This is a genomic window from Bacillus sp. FJAT-27445 (genome assembly GCF_001510665.1).
Classification (GTDB): domain Bacteria; phylum Bacillota; class Bacilli; order Bacillales; family Cytobacillaceae; genus Bacillus_D.
In genome coordinates this window covers 613,981-630,033 of sequence record NZ_LMTI01000002.1, presented here as the reverse complement: position 1 = coordinate 630,033, position 16,053 = coordinate 613,981, and the positions used below count along the sequence as shown (strand labels likewise).

Sequence of the window (16,053 nt, the reverse complement as noted above, 5' to 3'; positions counted from 1 at the left end):
CTAATTCAATGACAGGAAGAGACAATGATTATCGGGATTCTGAGAACAGGAATGTTACATCGAAGGATTTTGTGGCAGGCGCGGTGATTGGCGGACTGATCGGTGCAGCGGCAGCATTGTTCATGGCGCCTAAATCGGGACGTGAACTTCGCGATACGGTAACAGGACAGGCGGCGGCTCTTAAAGAAAAGACGGCCCAAATGAGGGGCACTGTAATGGAAAAAACGAGTGAACTGACCAATCTGACAAAAGAAAAAACATCTTCTTTGACCCAGGCCGTCGCTGAACAGTCTTCAAACTTGATGGAGAAGGTAAAGGGCAATGGCGGCGGGCAGCCGTTAGATGCTGGCCAGCAAGAGGATGAAACGGAATACATTCCATTGGAAATTTCCAATAAGCCTTTTGATGATTTGACCCTTTCAGATGATGCTGAAGTTAGGGAAAAGCTTGAAGAAGTTAAAGAAGCTTTGGATGATGAAGAAAGCAAGTACAGCTAACTAGCGGAACAAACTATTTGCCCTAAAAGGCGGTGAAGTGATACGATTACTTCACCGTTTTCTATCGTTTTTCGACAAGAACTAAATAAAGTGAGGGAAGCAGGCTAATGATTAACACACTCGAATCAATTGAACAGCTTGAGGAGATTTTGCAAAAGCAACCGAAAGTAATGATTTTAAAACACAGCAGCACTTGCCCAATTTCCCATGCGGCGTTTGAGGAGTATGGAGATTTTGCAGGACAGGAGGATGTCCAGGCTTGGATGCTGATTGTACAGGAATCCCGCCCTCTCTCAAACTATATTGCGGAGGAATTTGGGATCAAGCATGAATCCCCGCAAGCCATTCTTTTCCAGGATGGTAAACCGGTTTGGAATGCATCCCATTGGAAAATTACAAAGCGTTCCCTCGCTGAGGCAGTAAAAGCGTAAAAAAGGCATCCTGGATGCCTTTTTTTTCTATCCACCCTTTATTGGCAAGGGATTATGAATAATCAAAAAGCTTTAGTGCTTAAAAGCGTTTAATTAATAAAGAAATAAGGGTGACAAAGGCAAAACAATGAAGTATAATTATCCCTATTACAAAAGTTTGTACCAAGGCAGGGCTTTAAGCCGGCCTATCAATACAATAATAACAACCTGAGATTGGCAGATGCCAGGTTAAAATGGCTGGCTCGGAAAGGATGGAATTGGCATGAACGAATTAGACAAATTGAGATCCCGGATTGATGAACTGAATATGGAGCTTCTTGAAATCATCAATGAGCGGGGAAGGCTTGCACAGGAAATCGGGCGTGTGAAAGAAAACCAGGGAGTTTATCGCTTTGACCCGGTCCGTGAACGGAAAATGCTTGATATCATTAAACAAAAGAATGATGGCCCTTTTGAAAATTCCACGATAGAGCATATTTTCAAAGAAGTTTTCAAGGCAAGCCTGGAGCTGCAAAAGGATGATCATAGCAAGGCGTTACTAGTCTCAAGGAAAAAGCACCCGGAAAATACCATCGTAGAAATAAACGGCGAAAAGCTTGGAGATGGCAAACCCCATTTTGTATTTGGGCCTTGCGCAGTAGAATCCTATGAACAAGTGGCCGAGGTTGCAGCCCATATGCAGAAAAAGGGTTTGAAGCTTCTCCGCGGAGGTGCTTTCAAACCGCGGACATCTCCATATGACTTCCAAGGGCTGGGAGTTGAAGGTCTCAAAATTCTAAAACGAGTTGCCAGAGAGTACGATATGGCTGTAATAAGCGAAATCGTCAATCCTTCCGATATTGAAATTGCAGAGGAATATCTCGATGTTATCCAAATCGGGGCAAGGAATATGCAGAACTTTGAATTACTAAAAGCTGCCGGCGCTTCAAGCAAGCCAATCCTTCTTAAGCGTGGAATTGCGGCAACCATCGAAGAATTCATTAATGCAGCCGAGTACATCATGTCGCAGGGCAATGGAAATATCATTCTTTGTGAGCGCGGAATCCGAACATATGAAAGAGCAACGAGGAATACGCTTGATATCACAGCTGTGCCAATTCTTAAGCAGGAAACACATCTTCCTGTTATGGTGGATGTCACACACTCCACAGGCAGAAGGGACCTCTTGCTCCCTGCAGCAAAGGCTGCGCTCGCAATCGGAGCGGACGGCGTCATGGCAGAAGTGCATCCAGACCCTGCAGTTGCCTTGTCCGATTCGGCCCAGCAAATGAATCTCGATCAGTTCGACAAATTCCTGTACGAACTAATGTCTTCAAATCTTGTCCGTTCATAATGAACCATTTGCCTTCTGTCCAACGACAGAAGGCTTTGTTTGTGAAAAAAGGGGAACTATATGTAGAAATAAACAATTAGTTTGGAAAGCAAGTTGATCGGAGTGGAGGGCACAGGCTAATTGGCAAGAGATGCTGGGAGCAGGAATCATCTTTTTTTTGCTGAACGATACAAAATTGCATTAAAATTTCATACTAATACCCTTGTCGATTGCAGCTTTCACTTGCTTGTCGTATGATTGAAATCAATTAATATGTTTAATTGCTCACAAGCGGCATGACTAACAACTTCCAATTTGAAGTAAAATAATTAAAATGGCTTGCTTTAAGGAGTGTAAATGAAAAATGAATATCACGATTTATGATGTTGCCAGGGAAGCAAATGTTTCAATGGCAACGGTATCAAGGGTAGTAAATGGCAACCCAAACGTTAAGCCGGCTACTAGGAAAAAGGTAATGGAAGTAATAGACAGGCTTGGTTACCGGCCAAATGCAGTGGCTAGGGGCCTTGCAAGCAAGAAAACGACAACGGTCGGTGTAATCATTCCCGATATCTCCAACATATTCTATGCGGAACTCGCGCGGGGAATTGAAGATATCGCCACAATGTATAAGTATAATATCATTTTGAGCAATTCCGACCAGAACATGGATAAGGAACTCCATCTGTTGAATACAATGCTCGGCAAGCAAGTGGATGGGCTCGTCTTTATGGGTGGAAATATCACCACTGAACATGTACAAGAGTTTCAAAAATCACCTGTTCCGATTGTACTAGCAGGCTCCATCGAGCAATCAAAGGAAATTCCATCGGTCAATATCGATTATGAACAAGCCGTGTTCGACAGTGTCAAGGAATTCGTGGACCGTGGCCACAAGGAAATTGCCTTTGTAATTGGCCCGCTCCATGAGCCTAAGAACAGCGAGAAGAAGCTGAAGGGGTACAAGCGTGCATTAGAAGAATCGGGCTTACAGGTCAATGAGGAGTACGTTGTTGAGGGGGATTATACATACGACTCTGGAATTGAAGCGATTCAAAAGCTGATGGGGTTAGGCAAACGCCCTACTGCAATCGTTGTTGGGGCAGATGAAATGGCACTTGGCGTAGTCCATGGTGGACTGGACATGGGTTACAGGGTCCCTGAGGATTATGAGGTAATTACGTCTGACAATACAAGGCTCTCCATGATGGTACGCCCACAATTGACGACTATCGTCCAGCCTTTATATGATATAGGCGCAGTAGCAATGAGACTGCTGACGAAATTGATGAACAAGGAAAAGGTGGAGGAACATACTGTCATTCTGCCGCATAGAATTGATTACAGGAAATCTACAAATTGATTTTAAAAATGAAGGAAAGGCCTGGGCATCGCTGTCCGGGCCTTTCCTTCATTATTGGGTTTATTGTTTACCTGACGGGAAGCCGCTTGCGAATTTCCCTGCATTAGGGAGCAAACCCTGAATTGGAGCGGATTGGATATAGGGCTTTTTCAAGAGTAAGCCGATTTTTTTCGATGATTTCGGCTTTACGGGGAATGGGCTTATATAGTCCGTCTCCATCTTCCCATGAATCAGGAAGTTCAACTTGGGCTTCTTTTTGCCAGCGTTGCAGCCAGCCTCCCGGGAGTTTTCCGGTGCCGTTCCCTTTTCCGGACATTTCCATCCACAAAAGTGCCCACGCCCTTGGCACGACCCTCCAGATATCATATCCCCCTCCGCCGACAGCAATCCAACGGCCTTCGCAATGTCGGTGTGCGATTTCGTGAGCAATTCTCGGTATTTCACGGTAAATTTTCATAGTCCCATATAAATGGGTGAGCGGATCATAATAATGGGCATCCGCGCCATTTTGGGTTAGGATGACATCCGGTTTGAAAAATTCAGCCACTTCACTGATTGAGGCTGAATAGGCATCCAGCCAGGATTCGTCTTCTGTAAAGGCATCAAGAGGGATATTAAAGGAATAGCCGTACCCCTTTCCCTGACCCCGTTCATTTACATTGCCTGTACCAGGGAAAAGATACCTTCCCGTTTCGTGGATGGACAATGTACAAACACTTGGATCATCATAAAAGGACCATTGGACACCGTCCCCATGGTGGGCATCCGTATCCACGTAAAGCACCCTTGCATGATATTTCTCCTGCAAATACTTTATGGCGACTGAACTGTCATTGTAAATACAGAATCCGGAAGCCTTCCCCCTAAAACCATGATGCAATCCACCACCGAGATTGAGGGCATGCAATGATTTTCCCGACATCACCTGGTCAACTGCTGTTAGCGTACCGCCTACCAACATCGCGCCTGCATCATGCATTCCTGGGAAAATCGGCGTATCTTCTGTTCCAAGCCCATAATTATCAGCCACGTCACCGTTAAGCTGCCCTTTTCCGGCCAGTTTAACTGCCTGTACATAGGACGGGTCATGTATGAGGCATAATTCGTCATCCGTCGCAGCCCTGGGTGGGACAACTTGAGACGGGTCCAGGGCCCCCGCTTCTTTTAAAAGATCGATCGTAAGTTTTATCCTAAACTGGTTAAACGGATGATGGCTGCCGAAATGATAGGAAAGCAGCTCATCAGAGTAAATAAAAGTGCAGGAATCATTCATATGGGCATACCAGGAATGTTTGGCCATAAAACGTGGTGCCCCTCCGCTTTTAAATCGTGGATTAGGCCAACCGGATTCATAGTCTGTACCCTGAGGACAATGATTTTGAATGAATCATCCTTTTTATCGGGATAAACGAGGACGCTTTGGATATTCGCCTTGCGGTTGCGGATAACATTTGCGATTTCAAATAGCATCCCCGTCTTATTCGGAACTTTGATTTCAATTTGTGAGCCTGGCTGGTGGGCACCGGTCAATTCTACAAGTGTATAGAGGAGATCAGTTTCCGTGACAATCCCGACAAGCCTCCCATCCTGGACGACTGGAAGGCAGCTAATCTTCTGTTCATAGAACAACGCTGCCGTTTCTTCAACGAAGTCCAGAGGATGGCCGGTTATGACATTTCTTTTCATAATCGTTTCCACTGGTTTTTGAAGGTCCTCCGAATGTTCTTCCCTCCGGAAAATTGAAGGGGCCGCCTCCTTTATATCCCTATCTGTAACAACCCCGATCACCTTGCTGTCATCGTTGACAATTGGAATGTGCCGTATCCTTTTCGATTCCATTAGGCGGATGGCTTCCCAAATCGTATCCGACGGCTTGAGTGTTGTGACAGTTGTTTTCATGATTTCTTCTATAATCATGATTAATCCCCCTCAATACATGAATCTGTTCATAAACCGGAGCCGGTCAAATTTTTGGATCGATTCGCTGTTAATCCGTTTGCCGATGCGGGCCATCAGGCAATTCGCCGGGTGCGAACAAATTTCTGGATCATCGGTTGCATACCATTCAAGGCCCCCGGCGTTCATCATCTTTTCCATCACTTTCCGATATTCCCAAACATTCAGGCCTGTTCCTTTTAAGTCCCAGTGCCAATAATATTCAGTTGTTATTGTAATATAATCTTCCATGGCGTCATCCATCATCGAAACTCTTAATAGGTTTTTCCCTACGGAAAACCCCCTGAATTCCGGGATGACTTCAATGGCACCAAGCTCAATCAGCTCCTCCATATTGCCTTCCGACCAGCGCTCAAGGGGATCGGGATATAAATAGGTTGCATATCCGACGATCATGTGCAAATTCCTCGCGATAATAATGCGGCCTTCAGGCAATGAAGCAATTTCGACGAGGGCTTTGTGCTGCTGCTTAGGTTGGCGAAATGCTGTCAAATCTTCATGGAATTCATAGGCTGCCAGTTTTTCAGGCGAAATGGGCCCTTCAATAATGACATTTCCATTTGGAGTTTTTAGTTCCTTCGCGTTGTACGTTTTTTTATGTTCCACTGGGTCACCACCTGTTAATGCTTTGGATAATACTTCTATTATACATAAAAACGTCCGTGTTGAAGCGCTTTCACTAAATTTTCTGGAAAATTAGCTATGATAGTAAGAAATGTTAACCCTCGATTTGAACCATTTTCTAGGTGAATATTTTAAAAATTGTGAATAGCAACTATTTATACTATAATAATATAAACTTTAAGCAAGGGGGAGACTACGCGTGAAAATGGAAATGTTGCCAGTCATTGAAGGGGATTTTAATCTGAAAAACTATTCTGAGACATACAGCAGCTTTGACTGGAAAGAATTCGAAAAAGAATTTTCCTGGCATACTACCGGTCTGGTCAATATGGCGTATGAAGCGATAGACCGCCATGCCGAAACCCACCGTAAGAACAAGGTGGCGCTGTATTACAGGGATCAAAAACGGAATGAGAAATACACATTCAAGGAAATGAAAGACTTGTCTAACAAAGCTGCCAACGTGCTTAAAAGCTACGGGGATGTCGAAAAAGGTGACAGGGTTTTTATCTTTATGCCGCGCTCGCCTGAACTATATTTTGCCGTACTGGGAGCTATTAAGCTTGGTGCGATTGTCGGTCCGCTTTTCGAGGCATTCATGGAAGGGGCTGTTAGGGATCGTCTTCAAGATAGCGGCGCAAAGGTAATTGTTACAACCCCAGAGTTACTTGAAAGGGTTCCCGCCGACCTGCCTGATTTGAAATACATATTCCTTGTCGGTGATGATGTCGAGGAAACGGATAAAGTAATCGATTTTAAAAAGAGATTTGAATCGGCTGATAAAAAGCTAAAAATTGAATGGGTGGACAGACAGGACGGGCTGATTCTTCATTATACATCCGGATCAACCGGCAAGCCGAAGGGTGTTCTCCATGTCCACAATGCGATGGTCCAGCATTATGCGACCGCCAAGTGGGTCCTTGACTTGAAGGAAGAGGATGTTTTTTGGTGCACGGCCGACCCTGGATGGGTTACAGGCACCTCATACGGGATTTTTGGACCATGGCTTTCAGGGGTATCAAACGTCATCGTCGGTGGCAGGTTCTCGCCTGAAACCTGGTACAGCATGATTGAGGAATTTGGGGTAACGGTTTGGTACAGCGCACCAACCGCCTTCCGGATGCTAATGGGAGCCGGCGATGAAATTGTAAAAAAATATGACCTCAGCAGTTTGCGCCATGTCCTAAGCGTGGGAGAACCGTTGAATCCTGAAGTCGTCAAGTGGGGGTTGAAGGTATTCAATAAACGTATCCACGACACTTGGTGGATGACTGAAACTGGCGCGCAGCTTATTTGCAACTTCCCTTGCATGCCTGTGAAACCTGGATCAATGGGCAAGCCGATTCCAGGCATTGATGCGGCTATAGTTGATGACAGAGGCGAAGTCCTGCCTCCATACAGGATGGGCAACCTCGCCATCAAAAAAGGCTGGCCGTCAATGATGCACGCAATTTGGAACAATCGCGAGAAATATGAATCCTATTTTATGCCTGGAGACTGGTATATTACAGGGGATTCGGCCTATATGGACGAGGATGGCTATTTCTGGTTCCAAGGAAGAATTGATGATGTCATCATGACTTCAGGCGAAAGGGTTGGCCCGTTTGAGGTTGAGAGCAAGCTTGTTGAGCATCCCGCCGTTGCTGAGGCGGGGGTCATCGGGAAGCCGGATCCGGTCCGCGGGGAAATCATTAAGGCGTTCGTTGCTTTGAGGGATGGTTATGAGCCTACAGATGAGCTGAAGGAAGAAATTAGGCAGTTCGTTAAAAGAGGGCTTGCCGCCCATGCTGCGCCTAGGGAAATTGATTTCCGCGACAAGCTGCCGAAAACACGGAGCGGGAAAATTATGCGCCGTGTATTGAAAGCCTGGGAGCTGAACCTCCCTACCGGCGACCTATCCACAATGGAGGATTAAAATAAAGGCAAAAACCGAAAAGCCGTTACAAAACAAACCGCACCGGAGCAAATCCGGTGCGGTTTTATTCATGCGTGAAATTATTTATTCCAATCGGACTTTGTGGATTACTAGAAATGGATTTTAAAAATCTCTTTTGTTTTATTCCCAGCCGACGGTAACGAAGTTGGATGGAGGCGATTCGTTCCCGGAAATATCGACTGCCGTCACATAGTAGGTACCTGGCATTGCCGGATAGGATAACCCGGTGCCAGCCCTTATGCTTGCGGCTCTTATTCCTCCTGTCCAATATACTCGATAGCCAATAATGTCACTTTCATTTACAGCCGGCCAGGTGAGTGTATTGCCTGAAGCTGTAAGGGGTACGGATGCGGGAATCTTTCCATTTTCAGCAAGCTTGGCATCCGGAACAATGACATTTGACCATCTTTTCAATTTAGGGATGAGCGCTGCAGCATCCTTAAAGTTCGTCCCTGCAAGGGTTGTGGCATATTCAGGATTCAGGATAAGCCCCGCTTTTGCAAAATCGCCAGGAGTAGAATCGTGAGCGATGTAATTACGTTCGCCTATCCGGACATACCTGCCAGATCCAAAGCTGTTGTCGACTTTTGTCGGGGCATATTTCGCGTTGAATAAATCGGTTTCGACGAGCCCAGCCCTTGTGCATGTTTCAGATGGCAGCATACCTGAAATCGCACAAAATGATTTCTTCACAATCCCCCCTGGCATTTTGAACTGTGTCTTCGGGGCAATGAGTGACGGCTGTACGTCATAGGCAGCATTGAGTAGTGATGCCCAAAGGAAGTTTGTGCGCTGGCTGTAGCTCAGGCTGCCTTTTGCCTGCAACGATTTAGGCGTATCATAGCCTGTCCAAATCCCAAATGTAACGTTCGGGTTGGTACCTACGATCCAAGAGTCATGATATTCAACGCCTGTACCTGTTTTCCCCGCCCAGTCCGTTTTGAATTTCAGTTTTCCAGGGACACTGGCAGCAGTCCCGTATTTAAAGACATCTCGCATAACATCAACAGTAAGGTAGGCAGTCTGCGGACTGAATACGGCTGCAGGCTTGATTGTATGCTGGTAAATAACATTGCCTTCCTTGTCGGTAATTTTCTCAATCATATAAGCATCTATAAATTTTCCGCCATTGGCAAATGTCGTAAAAGCATTTGTGTTTTCTTCGACTGTAACTCCGTTCGCCATGGAACCGAGGGAAGTCGACGGATTTACATAATCATCTTTGAGCAGGGTGGTGAATCCCATCTTTTCAAGGTACTCTGCAGGGCGGTTTTTCAGGATTCCCGTGTACAGCTTTACTGCAGGCACGTTATAGGATTTAGCAAGTGCGAACCTGGCAGTTGCAAGGCCGCTGTAACCGCCCCCGTAGTTTTTCGGCCACACCTTATTTGGTTCGCTTGGATCAAGCCGCAAAGGGACATCCGGGAGGATTGTTCCGGGTGAGGCTTTGCCAAGCTCAAATGCCGGTGCATAAACGAGCAGCGGCTTCATGGTCGATCCATTTTGCCGGATTGCCCGGGTTGCGTGATTCAATTCCTGTTTCTTGAAGTCCCTCCCCCCGACAAAGCTAAGAATTTTCCCAGTCTTGTTTTCAATCAGGATGGCTCCGACTTCAACTGGTTCCATTACAGTAATTTCTTCCTTGGTTTCCGGATCTTCCTTCAGCTGTGGTTTGTCAGGGCCAAAGTTAGGGTATTTATTCTTGGTTTCTTCCATCGCATCATACATATCTTTGTTAATGGTCGTATGGATGCTGTACCCATTTTGTTTTAACTCCCGTTCCGCAAGCATATAATATTTATTGTAGAGTTCATCCTTTTCCGCTAATTCTTTTTCGGCAATGCCTGCTTTTTCAGCAAGTAATTTTGCCAAGATGTCAATAGCCCGCTTTTCGGCTTCAACCATTACCCACGGATATTTTTCAAGCGGGTCGGCGGACGGCTTTGCAAAATCTTTTGTTATATCATAGGCGAGGGCACCATTGTATTCCTTTTCGCTAATGAATCCGCCATTGTACATCCTCTTTAGGACAACCTTCATCCTGTTTAAGCCTGGCTGAAGATTTTTCTTCATTTGTTTATCCCTTGTAAAAGGTGTATACCCGAAAGGGCTTTGCGGCAGCCCGGCAATGAAGGCGGATTGGGGAAGGTTTAAGTCCTTCGCATCAACGCCAAAAACCCCTTTGGCTGCTGATTGGACGCCGGCAATATTCCGCCCGGAGGAATTTCGGCCAAACGTTGCCATGTTCAGGTAAGCTTCCAATATTTCCTCTTTTTCAAAAAAACGTTCCAGCCGGAGTGCAAGGAGGATTTCTTTCGCCTTCCGTTCAAAAGAAACCTCGTTCGTTAAAATCTGATTCTTAATAAGCTGCTGTGTTAGCGTGCTTCCCCCTGTCTGGGTTGGGGAGTTTGTTACTTCCTGAAGCACCGCCCTCATAATTGCCTTGGGAACGATGCCGTTATGCTCGTAAAAGTATGCATCCTCGGTAGCGATAATTGCATTGACAAGGTGTTTAGAAACTTCGGTAAGCTTTACTTCATCCCGGTCGAGATCACTTCGAAGCTTGCCTAAATAGACACTGTCGGCAAAATACACATCCGACGTTTCTGTATAGTTGTAAATATCCTTTTTCATGCTCTCATAGGTTCTTAGGGGCTCATCTTTGACAAGAGAGGCGAAATACCCGGCACCTGCCCCGGCAGCGAAAACCCCACCGGCAATGCCGATTGTCAGGAGCAGTAAAATAAGATTCCAGACAACGCCGTAGGCAATCCTTGCCCGCTTCGCAGTTTGTTTATTGGTAAACATCAACTTAGCTTTTCTAAATGATCGCCGCTTATTATCCATTCAAATAATCCCTCCAAAATCACATATATTATAGCATAAACAGGGAGCAAATATGGACAGCCCGACAAATTCGAAAAATTGGAAGAGGCAATTGACAACAATGGGGAAACTATGGTAAAACCAGTACTATAGCTTTCATTCATGATTGTAAAGGCTGTGAAAGGATCAAGTAGTTTTTCCATCCCTGGATTTAGAGAGCTGCCGGCAGGTGAAAGGCAGCCCACATGGAAAAATGAATTACACCCCGGAGCTTTTGCTGGCTGCCTACTGGGCATTCGGCAACGGATATGGGCCGTTATCCCAGGAGAGTGGGGGAATTATTCCCCAAGCCGGGTGGTACCGCGCGATGTTTCGCGTCCCTGCATATATGCAGGGGCGTTTTTATTTTGCAAAAAATCAGGAGGTATAGCAGGATGAATTTATTGGACGATTTGCAGTGGAGGGGCGTCATTTACCAGCAGACTGATGAGGAGGGCCTAAAGGAAACCCTTGGCACCGAGAAGATCTCCTTGTATTGCGGGATGGACCCGACTGGCGACAGTATGCACATTGGACATTTGCTGCCGTTCCTGACCCTTAGGAGATTCCAGCAGGCAGGACATCGGCCGATTGTTCTTGTGGGCGGGGCGACCGGCCTGATTGGCGATCCGAAGCCAAACACGGAAAGGACGCTTCAAACCATTGAAACGGTCCAGCATAATGTAGAGTGCTTGACGGAGCAGCTTAAAACCATCTTTGACTTTGAAGGCGAAAATGGCGCGATGATGGTCAATAACTATGACTGGACCAAGTCGCTTGATGTAATCGCGTTTCTCAGGGATTACGGTAAGCATATTGGCATTAATTACTTGCTCTCTAAAGACACGATTGCGAGCCGGCTCGAAACGGGTATCTCCTTTACTGAATTTACTTACACAATTCTGCAGGGGATGGATTTTAAACATCTTTACGAAAACCATAAGTGCCGGCTTCAAATCGGCGGCAGCGATCAATGGGGAAATATAACAACAGGATTGGAGCTTATCCGTAAAATGGTTTCGGAAGGTTCGAAAGCGTTTGGGATGACAATCCCATTGGTTACCAAGGCGGACGGAACCAAGTTTGGTAAAACAGAAGGCGGAGCCATCTGGCTAGATCCTGAGAAAACATCTCCGTATGAGTTTTACCAGTTCTGGATTAACACATCCGATGCGGATGTTGTCAAATACCTAAAATACTTTACATTCCTTTCCCACGCGGAAATCGAAGTGCTCGATAAAGCCGTTCAGGAGGAACCACATCTCAGAAAAGCACAAAAAACGCTTGCTGAGGAGATGACCCGACTGATCCATGGAGAGGAATCGCTTGAGCAGGCTATCCGGATTTCGGCTGCTTTGTTTAGCGGCGATGTGAGGAACCTTTCAGCAACCGAGATTCAGCAAGGGTTCAAGGATGTACCATCCTATAAATTTGCCGGAGAAGAAAATTTAGTAGACCTCCTGGTGGCGGCAAAAATCTCGCCATCAAAGCGGCAGGCACGCGAGGACATCACAACTGGCGCAGTCTCGGTAAACGGCGAAAAGGTCACCGATTCCGGCCATCTGCTTTCTGAAGCGGATAGGATTGAAGGGCGGTTCACCATCATTCGGAGAGGGAAGAAGAAATACTACCTGATTCATTATTAAAAGGAAGGTTTTCCGTTCTTCCAACTAAAGCTGCTGCAGATATCCATGTCTGCAGCAGTTTTTTTAGCTGGCATGTTGCTAAAAGGCCCCTGTATTGGAACCTTTCCCTGCCACCCGGCCTATAATGGAGGAAGGGGGGAGTTGGCGAATGAAGTGGACCTTGAATCTTATTTTTCTTACACTTTTTGCTCTGGTAACCTTTTTTGGCGTAGGGCCTTTACTATTGGCTGATGGGGGTTGGCTTGAAAGGGTATTGCCTGGGATCATCGTCCTCGCTGTCTATATTTATTTAAGCTACCTCTATAGGAAAATTGTTTTGAACAAAAAAAACCCCCGGTCCTGAATGGATCCGGGGTTTTTCGCATTGAACCGATTAACGGCTGTAGAATTCGACGATAAGAGTTTCGGTGATTTCAGCTGGCAGCTCGGAACGTTCAGGAACACGAGTGAATGTGCCTTCAAGCTTATCAGCATCGAAAGTAAGGTAGTCAGGAACAAAGCTGTTGACTGCCAATGATTCTTTTACTACATCAAGGTTGCGGGATTTTTCACGCAGGCTGATAGTCTGGCCTGGAGATACGCGGTATGACGGAATGTCAACGCGGGATCCATCAACAAGGATGTGGCCGTGGTTTACCAGCTGGCGTGCCGCGCGGCGTGTGCGGGCAAGGCCTAAACGGTAAACAACGTTGTCAAGGCGTGATTCAAGAAGAATCATGAAGTTTTCGCCGTGAACGCCTGCCATTTTGCCGGCTCTGTTAAATAGAGTGCGGAACTGGCGCTCATTCACTCCGTACATATGGCGAAGCTTTTGCTTTTCCTGTAACTGCAATCCGTATTCGGAAAGCTTCTTGCGTTGGTTAGGACCATGTTGTCCTGGTGCGTATGGACGCTTTTCTAATTCTTTGCCTGTACCGCTTAGGGAAACTCCAAGACGGCGAGACAGTTTCCAGCTTGGGCCGGTGTAACGAGCCATGAGAGACTCCTCCTTGTGTGTTTTTATTTTGTAAAATAAAAACCGTATGAATCATCAGTATGGGCCATTTTGTTTTCATGCACCCTCGCCCCAGCAGCATAGGGTTACAAGATGCACCATCACATTAGTTTTCGTGTTGTTAGCTCCAGCGGCTGATCGGCCGCATCCGCTTTCTTGTTGTCTAGCTCCAACGGCCAGCGTCTAGAGTACTTCGGTCTCCTCCTTACGATAAGTCAACATCGATTCACTGCGTTCATCGTGTTTCCTTTATCTCGTTCGGAGCCCTCCAGTCCTTACGCCGCTAAACGGCCGCTTGCGCTTTTCTAGTTGTGAGGAACAAAATGAGAACCATAAAGGGTTCACATAGGCTGCGATATTTTACACAAAGAGTATTATATAACTTTTCTCCGTGTTTGGTCAAGGCTTATTTTCAGGACAGGCTTAGAGGCAAATATTTTGCTTCCATCTTTTAATCATTTAACTTATCCTTTAGATAGGAAGTTGTAAGCGTTTACATAAGGAGGAGTCGTTTATGTCCGAAAAAGACCTTCAATTGGAAACACGTATGATTCATTCAGGCTATTCTCCCCAAGAGCACAAAGGAAGCCTTGTTCCGCCCCTTTTTCAAACCTCGACATTTGTATTTGACAACGCTGAGCAGGGCGGGCGGAGATTTGCCGGAGAAGAGGATGGCTATATTTACACTCGCCTGGGAAACCCGACTGTCAAGGCACTTGAAGACCGTATTGCGGAGATTGAAGGAGGAGAGGCCGCGCTTGCTTTCTCTTCTGGTATGGCTGCGGTTTCGGCAATCTTGTTCACCCTAGCTAAAACGGGCGGCCATATCCTTTGCTCACAGGGGCTATATGGCTGTACGTACGGCCTTCTAAAGCTAATGGAAGAAAACTTCGGGATATCCCACAGTTTTTCTGCCATGGAAACCCCTGAACAGGTAAAGGAGAGCATTCAGAAAAATACGGTCTGCATTTTTATTGAGACGCCGATCAATCCGACGATGAAGCTGGTTGATTTGAAAATGGTTGCGGATATTGCCAGGGAAAAAGGGATTCCAGTCGTGGTCGACAACACTTTTTCGTCCCCGTATCTCCAAAATCCGCTCGCTCTTGGCTGCGATGTTTCACTCCATAGTGCCACAAAATATATTTGCGGACATGGGGATGTCATTGCCGGAGTGGCAGCAGGTAAGGCGGAGTTCATGAAAAAGGTTGCGATGTCAGCGCAGAAAGATATTGGAGGGGTGATTTCCCCATTCGACGCCTGGCTTCTCCTAAGGGGGATTAAAACATTGGCTGTCAGGATGGACCGCCATTGCGAAAATGCCAAGCAGATTTTTTCCTATTTAAAGGAACACCCTAAGGTATCATCGATCTATTATCCTGGCGATCCCTCGCATCCTGATTTCAACATATACCAAAAACAAATGAAGCAGCCGGGCGGACTGATTTCCTTTACAGTCGAAGGCACAAAGGAAACGGCACAAAAATTCATGAATGAGCTCCAATTAATCAAGATTGCCGTCAGCCTTGGTGATGCCGAAACACTCGTCCAGCATCCGGCAACAATGACCCATTCCGGAGTAGATCCGGTTGACAGGGAGAAGATGGGGATATCCGATACACTCATCAGGCTATCTATTGGTCTTGAAGCATGGGAGGATATTCGAAATGACCTCGATCAAGGTCTTTCAAAAATTTAAGCGAATGAGAGCATTAAAAAAGGCAGGGGCCAGATTTTCTGGATTCCCTGCCTTTAATTGTTGGGTAAAGGAGCCATTTGCCTTCTTTATCATTAAATGCTAATCCACTTTCGGATGAAAGGGAAGCCTTGCCTAAAGATGGGCGGCAAGGGCAGTAGCGAATGCCTCGAGCTTCTCCTGGTCGAGCTCATCAAAGCGGTTTTTTTCAGGAGAATCAATGTCCAATACCCCAAGGAGGCGCCCATCCTTAAGGAGCGGGATGACAATTTCCGACTGTGAGGCAGCGTCACAGGCAATGTGGCCGGGGAATTGATGGACATCCTCGACCCGGATTGTCTCCTTTTTCAAAGCAGAAGTTCCGCAAACGCCTTTTCCAAACGGAATCCGAACACAAGCCGGAAGTCCTTGGAACGGGCCGAGCACAAGCTCGCTCTCTTCATCAGCCATGTAAAAGCCGACCCAGTTGACCCTGTCCAGAAACTGGTTCAGCAATGCGGAGGCATTACTTAGATTGGCAATAACATTTTTTTCGCCCTCAAGTAATGCATGAAGCTGTTTGATGACAAGATCATAATTTTCTGCGCGTGTACCGTTATACATTTGAACGTTGAACATTGTCCTCACCTTGCCTTCAGGAAGTTTTCCACTTATTTTAACAAAAAACGCGCCTAAAGGGGAGAAAATGTCGATAACTTCTTAAAGGAATAGCAACGGCTTGCCGAGAAATGAA

13 protein-coding genes and 1 other annotated feature are annotated in these 16,053 nt (G+C 46.2%); of the genes, 7 read left to right on the top strand and 6 right to left on the bottom strand.

All coding sequences use genetic code 11. The features are described from left to right. Nucleotides 1-8: 8 nt before the first annotated feature. The 4 genes from AR337_RS07760 to ccpA all read left to right on the top strand — a co-directional run bounded on the left by AR337_RS07760 (nt 9) and on the right by ccpA (nt 3,603). A complete protein-coding gene (locus AR337_RS07760; RefSeq protein WP_059171427.1) occupies nt 9-497 on the top strand; it encodes a YtxH domain-containing protein in 489 nt (162 codons plus the stop codon). 107 nt (nt 498-604) lie between these two features. Beyond that, on the top strand, nt 605-928 hold the full coding sequence (gene ytxJ, locus AR337_RS07755; protein WP_059171426.1) for a bacillithiol system redox-active protein YtxJ: 324 nt from the start codon (nt 605-607) through the stop codon (nt 926-928). A 256-nt stretch (nt 929-1,184) separates the two neighbouring features. Continuing rightward, the gene (locus tag AR337_RS07750; protein WP_156424338.1) at nt 1,185-2,261 is read left to right on the top strand and encodes a bifunctional 3-deoxy-7-phosphoheptulonate synthase/chorismate mutase; all 1,077 of its coding nucleotides are present in this window, start codon (nt 1,185-1,187) and stop codon (nt 2,259-2,261) included. 343 nt (nt 2,262-2,604) lie between these two features. Next, nucleotides 2,605-3,603, top strand: a complete 999-nt coding sequence (ccpA, locus tag AR337_RS07745; RefSeq protein ID WP_059171424.1) for a catabolite control protein A — start codon at nt 2,605-2,607, stop codon at nt 3,601-3,603. A 103-nt stretch (nt 3,604-3,706) separates the two neighbouring features. On the opposite strand, the gene AR337_RS07740 is transcribed toward ccpA, so the two are convergent. From AR337_RS07740 to AR337_RS07730, 3 genes are read right to left on the bottom strand one after another with little or no spacing between them, the layout of a single operon-like run. Next, nucleotides 3,707-4,876, bottom strand: coding sequence for an acetoin utilization protein AcuC (locus AR337_RS07740; RefSeq protein WP_059171596.1), 1,170 nt, complete (start codon nt 4,874-4,876; stop codon nt 3,707-3,709). Continuing rightward, a complete protein-coding gene (locus AR337_RS07735; protein ID WP_059171423.1) occupies nt 4,873-5,520 on the bottom strand; it encodes an acetoin utilization AcuB family protein in 648 nt (215 codons plus the stop codon). The genes AR337_RS07740 and AR337_RS07735 overlap by 4 nt, the downstream gene beginning before the upstream one ends. Nucleotides 5,521-5,532: 12 nt before the next feature. Further along, the gene (locus AR337_RS07730; protein WP_059171422.1) at nt 5,533-6,165 is read right to left on the bottom strand and encodes a hypothetical protein; all 633 of its coding nucleotides are present in this window, start codon (nt 6,163-6,165) and stop codon (nt 5,533-5,535) included. A 217-nt stretch (nt 6,166-6,382) separates the two neighbouring features. Here AR337_RS07730 and acsA point away from each other — a divergent pair, with 217 nt between their 5' ends. Further along, nucleotides 6,383-8,098, top strand: a complete 1,716-nt coding sequence (gene acsA, locus AR337_RS07725; protein WP_059171421.1) for an acetate--CoA ligase — start codon at nt 6,383-6,385, stop codon at nt 8,096-8,098. 141 nt (nt 8,099-8,239) lie between these two features. Here acsA and AR337_RS07720 read toward each other — a convergent pair whose 3' ends face one another. Next, nucleotides 8,240-10,966: a transglycosylase domain-containing protein gene (locus AR337_RS07720; protein WP_059171420.1), complete on the bottom strand. Its 2,727-nt coding sequence runs from the start codon at nt 10,964-10,966 to the stop codon at nt 8,240-8,242. 147 nt (nt 10,967-11,113) lie between these two features. Then, nucleotides 11,114-11,330 (top strand) — a binding site (T-box leader). A gap of 49 nt (nt 11,331-11,379) precedes the next feature. Here AR337_RS07720 and tyrS point away from each other — a divergent pair. Next, a complete protein-coding gene (gene tyrS / locus AR337_RS07710; protein WP_059171418.1) occupies nt 11,380-12,630 on the top strand; it encodes a tyrosine--tRNA ligase in 1,251 nt (416 codons plus the stop codon). Between the two features lie 373 nt (nt 12,631-13,003). On the opposite strand, the gene rpsD is transcribed toward tyrS, so the two are convergent. Further along, the gene (rpsD, locus tag AR337_RS07700) at nt 13,004-13,606 is read right to left on the bottom strand and encodes a 30S ribosomal protein S4 (RefSeq protein ID WP_059171416.1); all 603 of its coding nucleotides are present in this window, start codon (nt 13,604-13,606) and stop codon (nt 13,004-13,006) included. Between the two features lie 532 nt (nt 13,607-14,138). Between rpsD and megL the strand changes: the two genes are divergently transcribed. Further along, complete coding sequence (megL, locus tag AR337_RS07695) at nt 14,139-15,323, top strand: methionine gamma-lyase (RefSeq protein ID WP_059171415.1); 1,185 nt, start codon at nt 14,139-14,141, stop codon at nt 15,321-15,323. A 132-nt stretch (nt 15,324-15,455) separates the two neighbouring features. Here the strand turns inward: megL and AR337_RS07690 are convergent, their stop codons facing one another. Continuing rightward, complete coding sequence (locus AR337_RS07690; RefSeq protein WP_059171414.1) at nt 15,456-15,938, bottom strand: GAF domain-containing protein; 483 nt, start codon at nt 15,936-15,938, stop codon at nt 15,456-15,458. Nucleotides 15,939-16,053 lie beyond the last annotated feature (115 nt).

Bases quoted from the DNA above. Each gene is read 5' to 3' on its own strand.
- AR337_RS07760 (WP_059171427.1), top strand. From the start codon at position 9: ATGACAGGAAGAGACAATGATTATCGGGATTCTGAGAACAGGAATGTT.
- ytxJ (WP_059171426.1), top strand. From the start codon at position 605: ATGATTAACACACTCGAATCAATTGAACAGCTTGAGGAGATTTTGCAA.
- ccpA (WP_059171424.1), top strand. From the start codon at position 2,605: ATGAATATCACGATTTATGATGTTGCCAGGGAAGCAAATGTTTCAATG.
- AR337_RS07740 (WP_059171596.1), bottom strand. From the start codon at position 4,876: ATGAATGATTCCTGCACTTTTATTTACTCTGATGAGCTGCTTTCCTAT.
- AR337_RS07735 (WP_059171423.1), bottom strand. From the start codon at position 5,520: ATGATTATAGAAGAAATCATGAAAACAACTGTCACAACACTCAAGCCG.
- AR337_RS07720 (WP_059171420.1), bottom strand. From the start codon at position 10,966: ATGGATAATAAGCGGCGATCATTTAGAAAAGCTAAGTTGATGTTTACC.
- tyrS (WP_059171418.1), top strand. From the start codon at position 11,380: ATGAATTTATTGGACGATTTGCAGTGGAGGGGCGTCATTTACCAGCAG.
- rpsD (WP_059171416.1), bottom strand. From the start codon at position 13,606: ATGGCTCGTTACACCGGCCCAAGCTGGAAACTGTCTCGCCGTCTTGGA.
- megL (WP_059171415.1), top strand. From the start codon at position 14,139: ATGTCCGAAAAAGACCTTCAATTGGAAACACGTATGATTCATTCAGGC.
- AR337_RS07690 (WP_059171414.1), bottom strand. From the start codon at position 15,938: ATGTTCAACGTTCAAATGTATAACGGTACACGCGCAGAAAATTATGAT.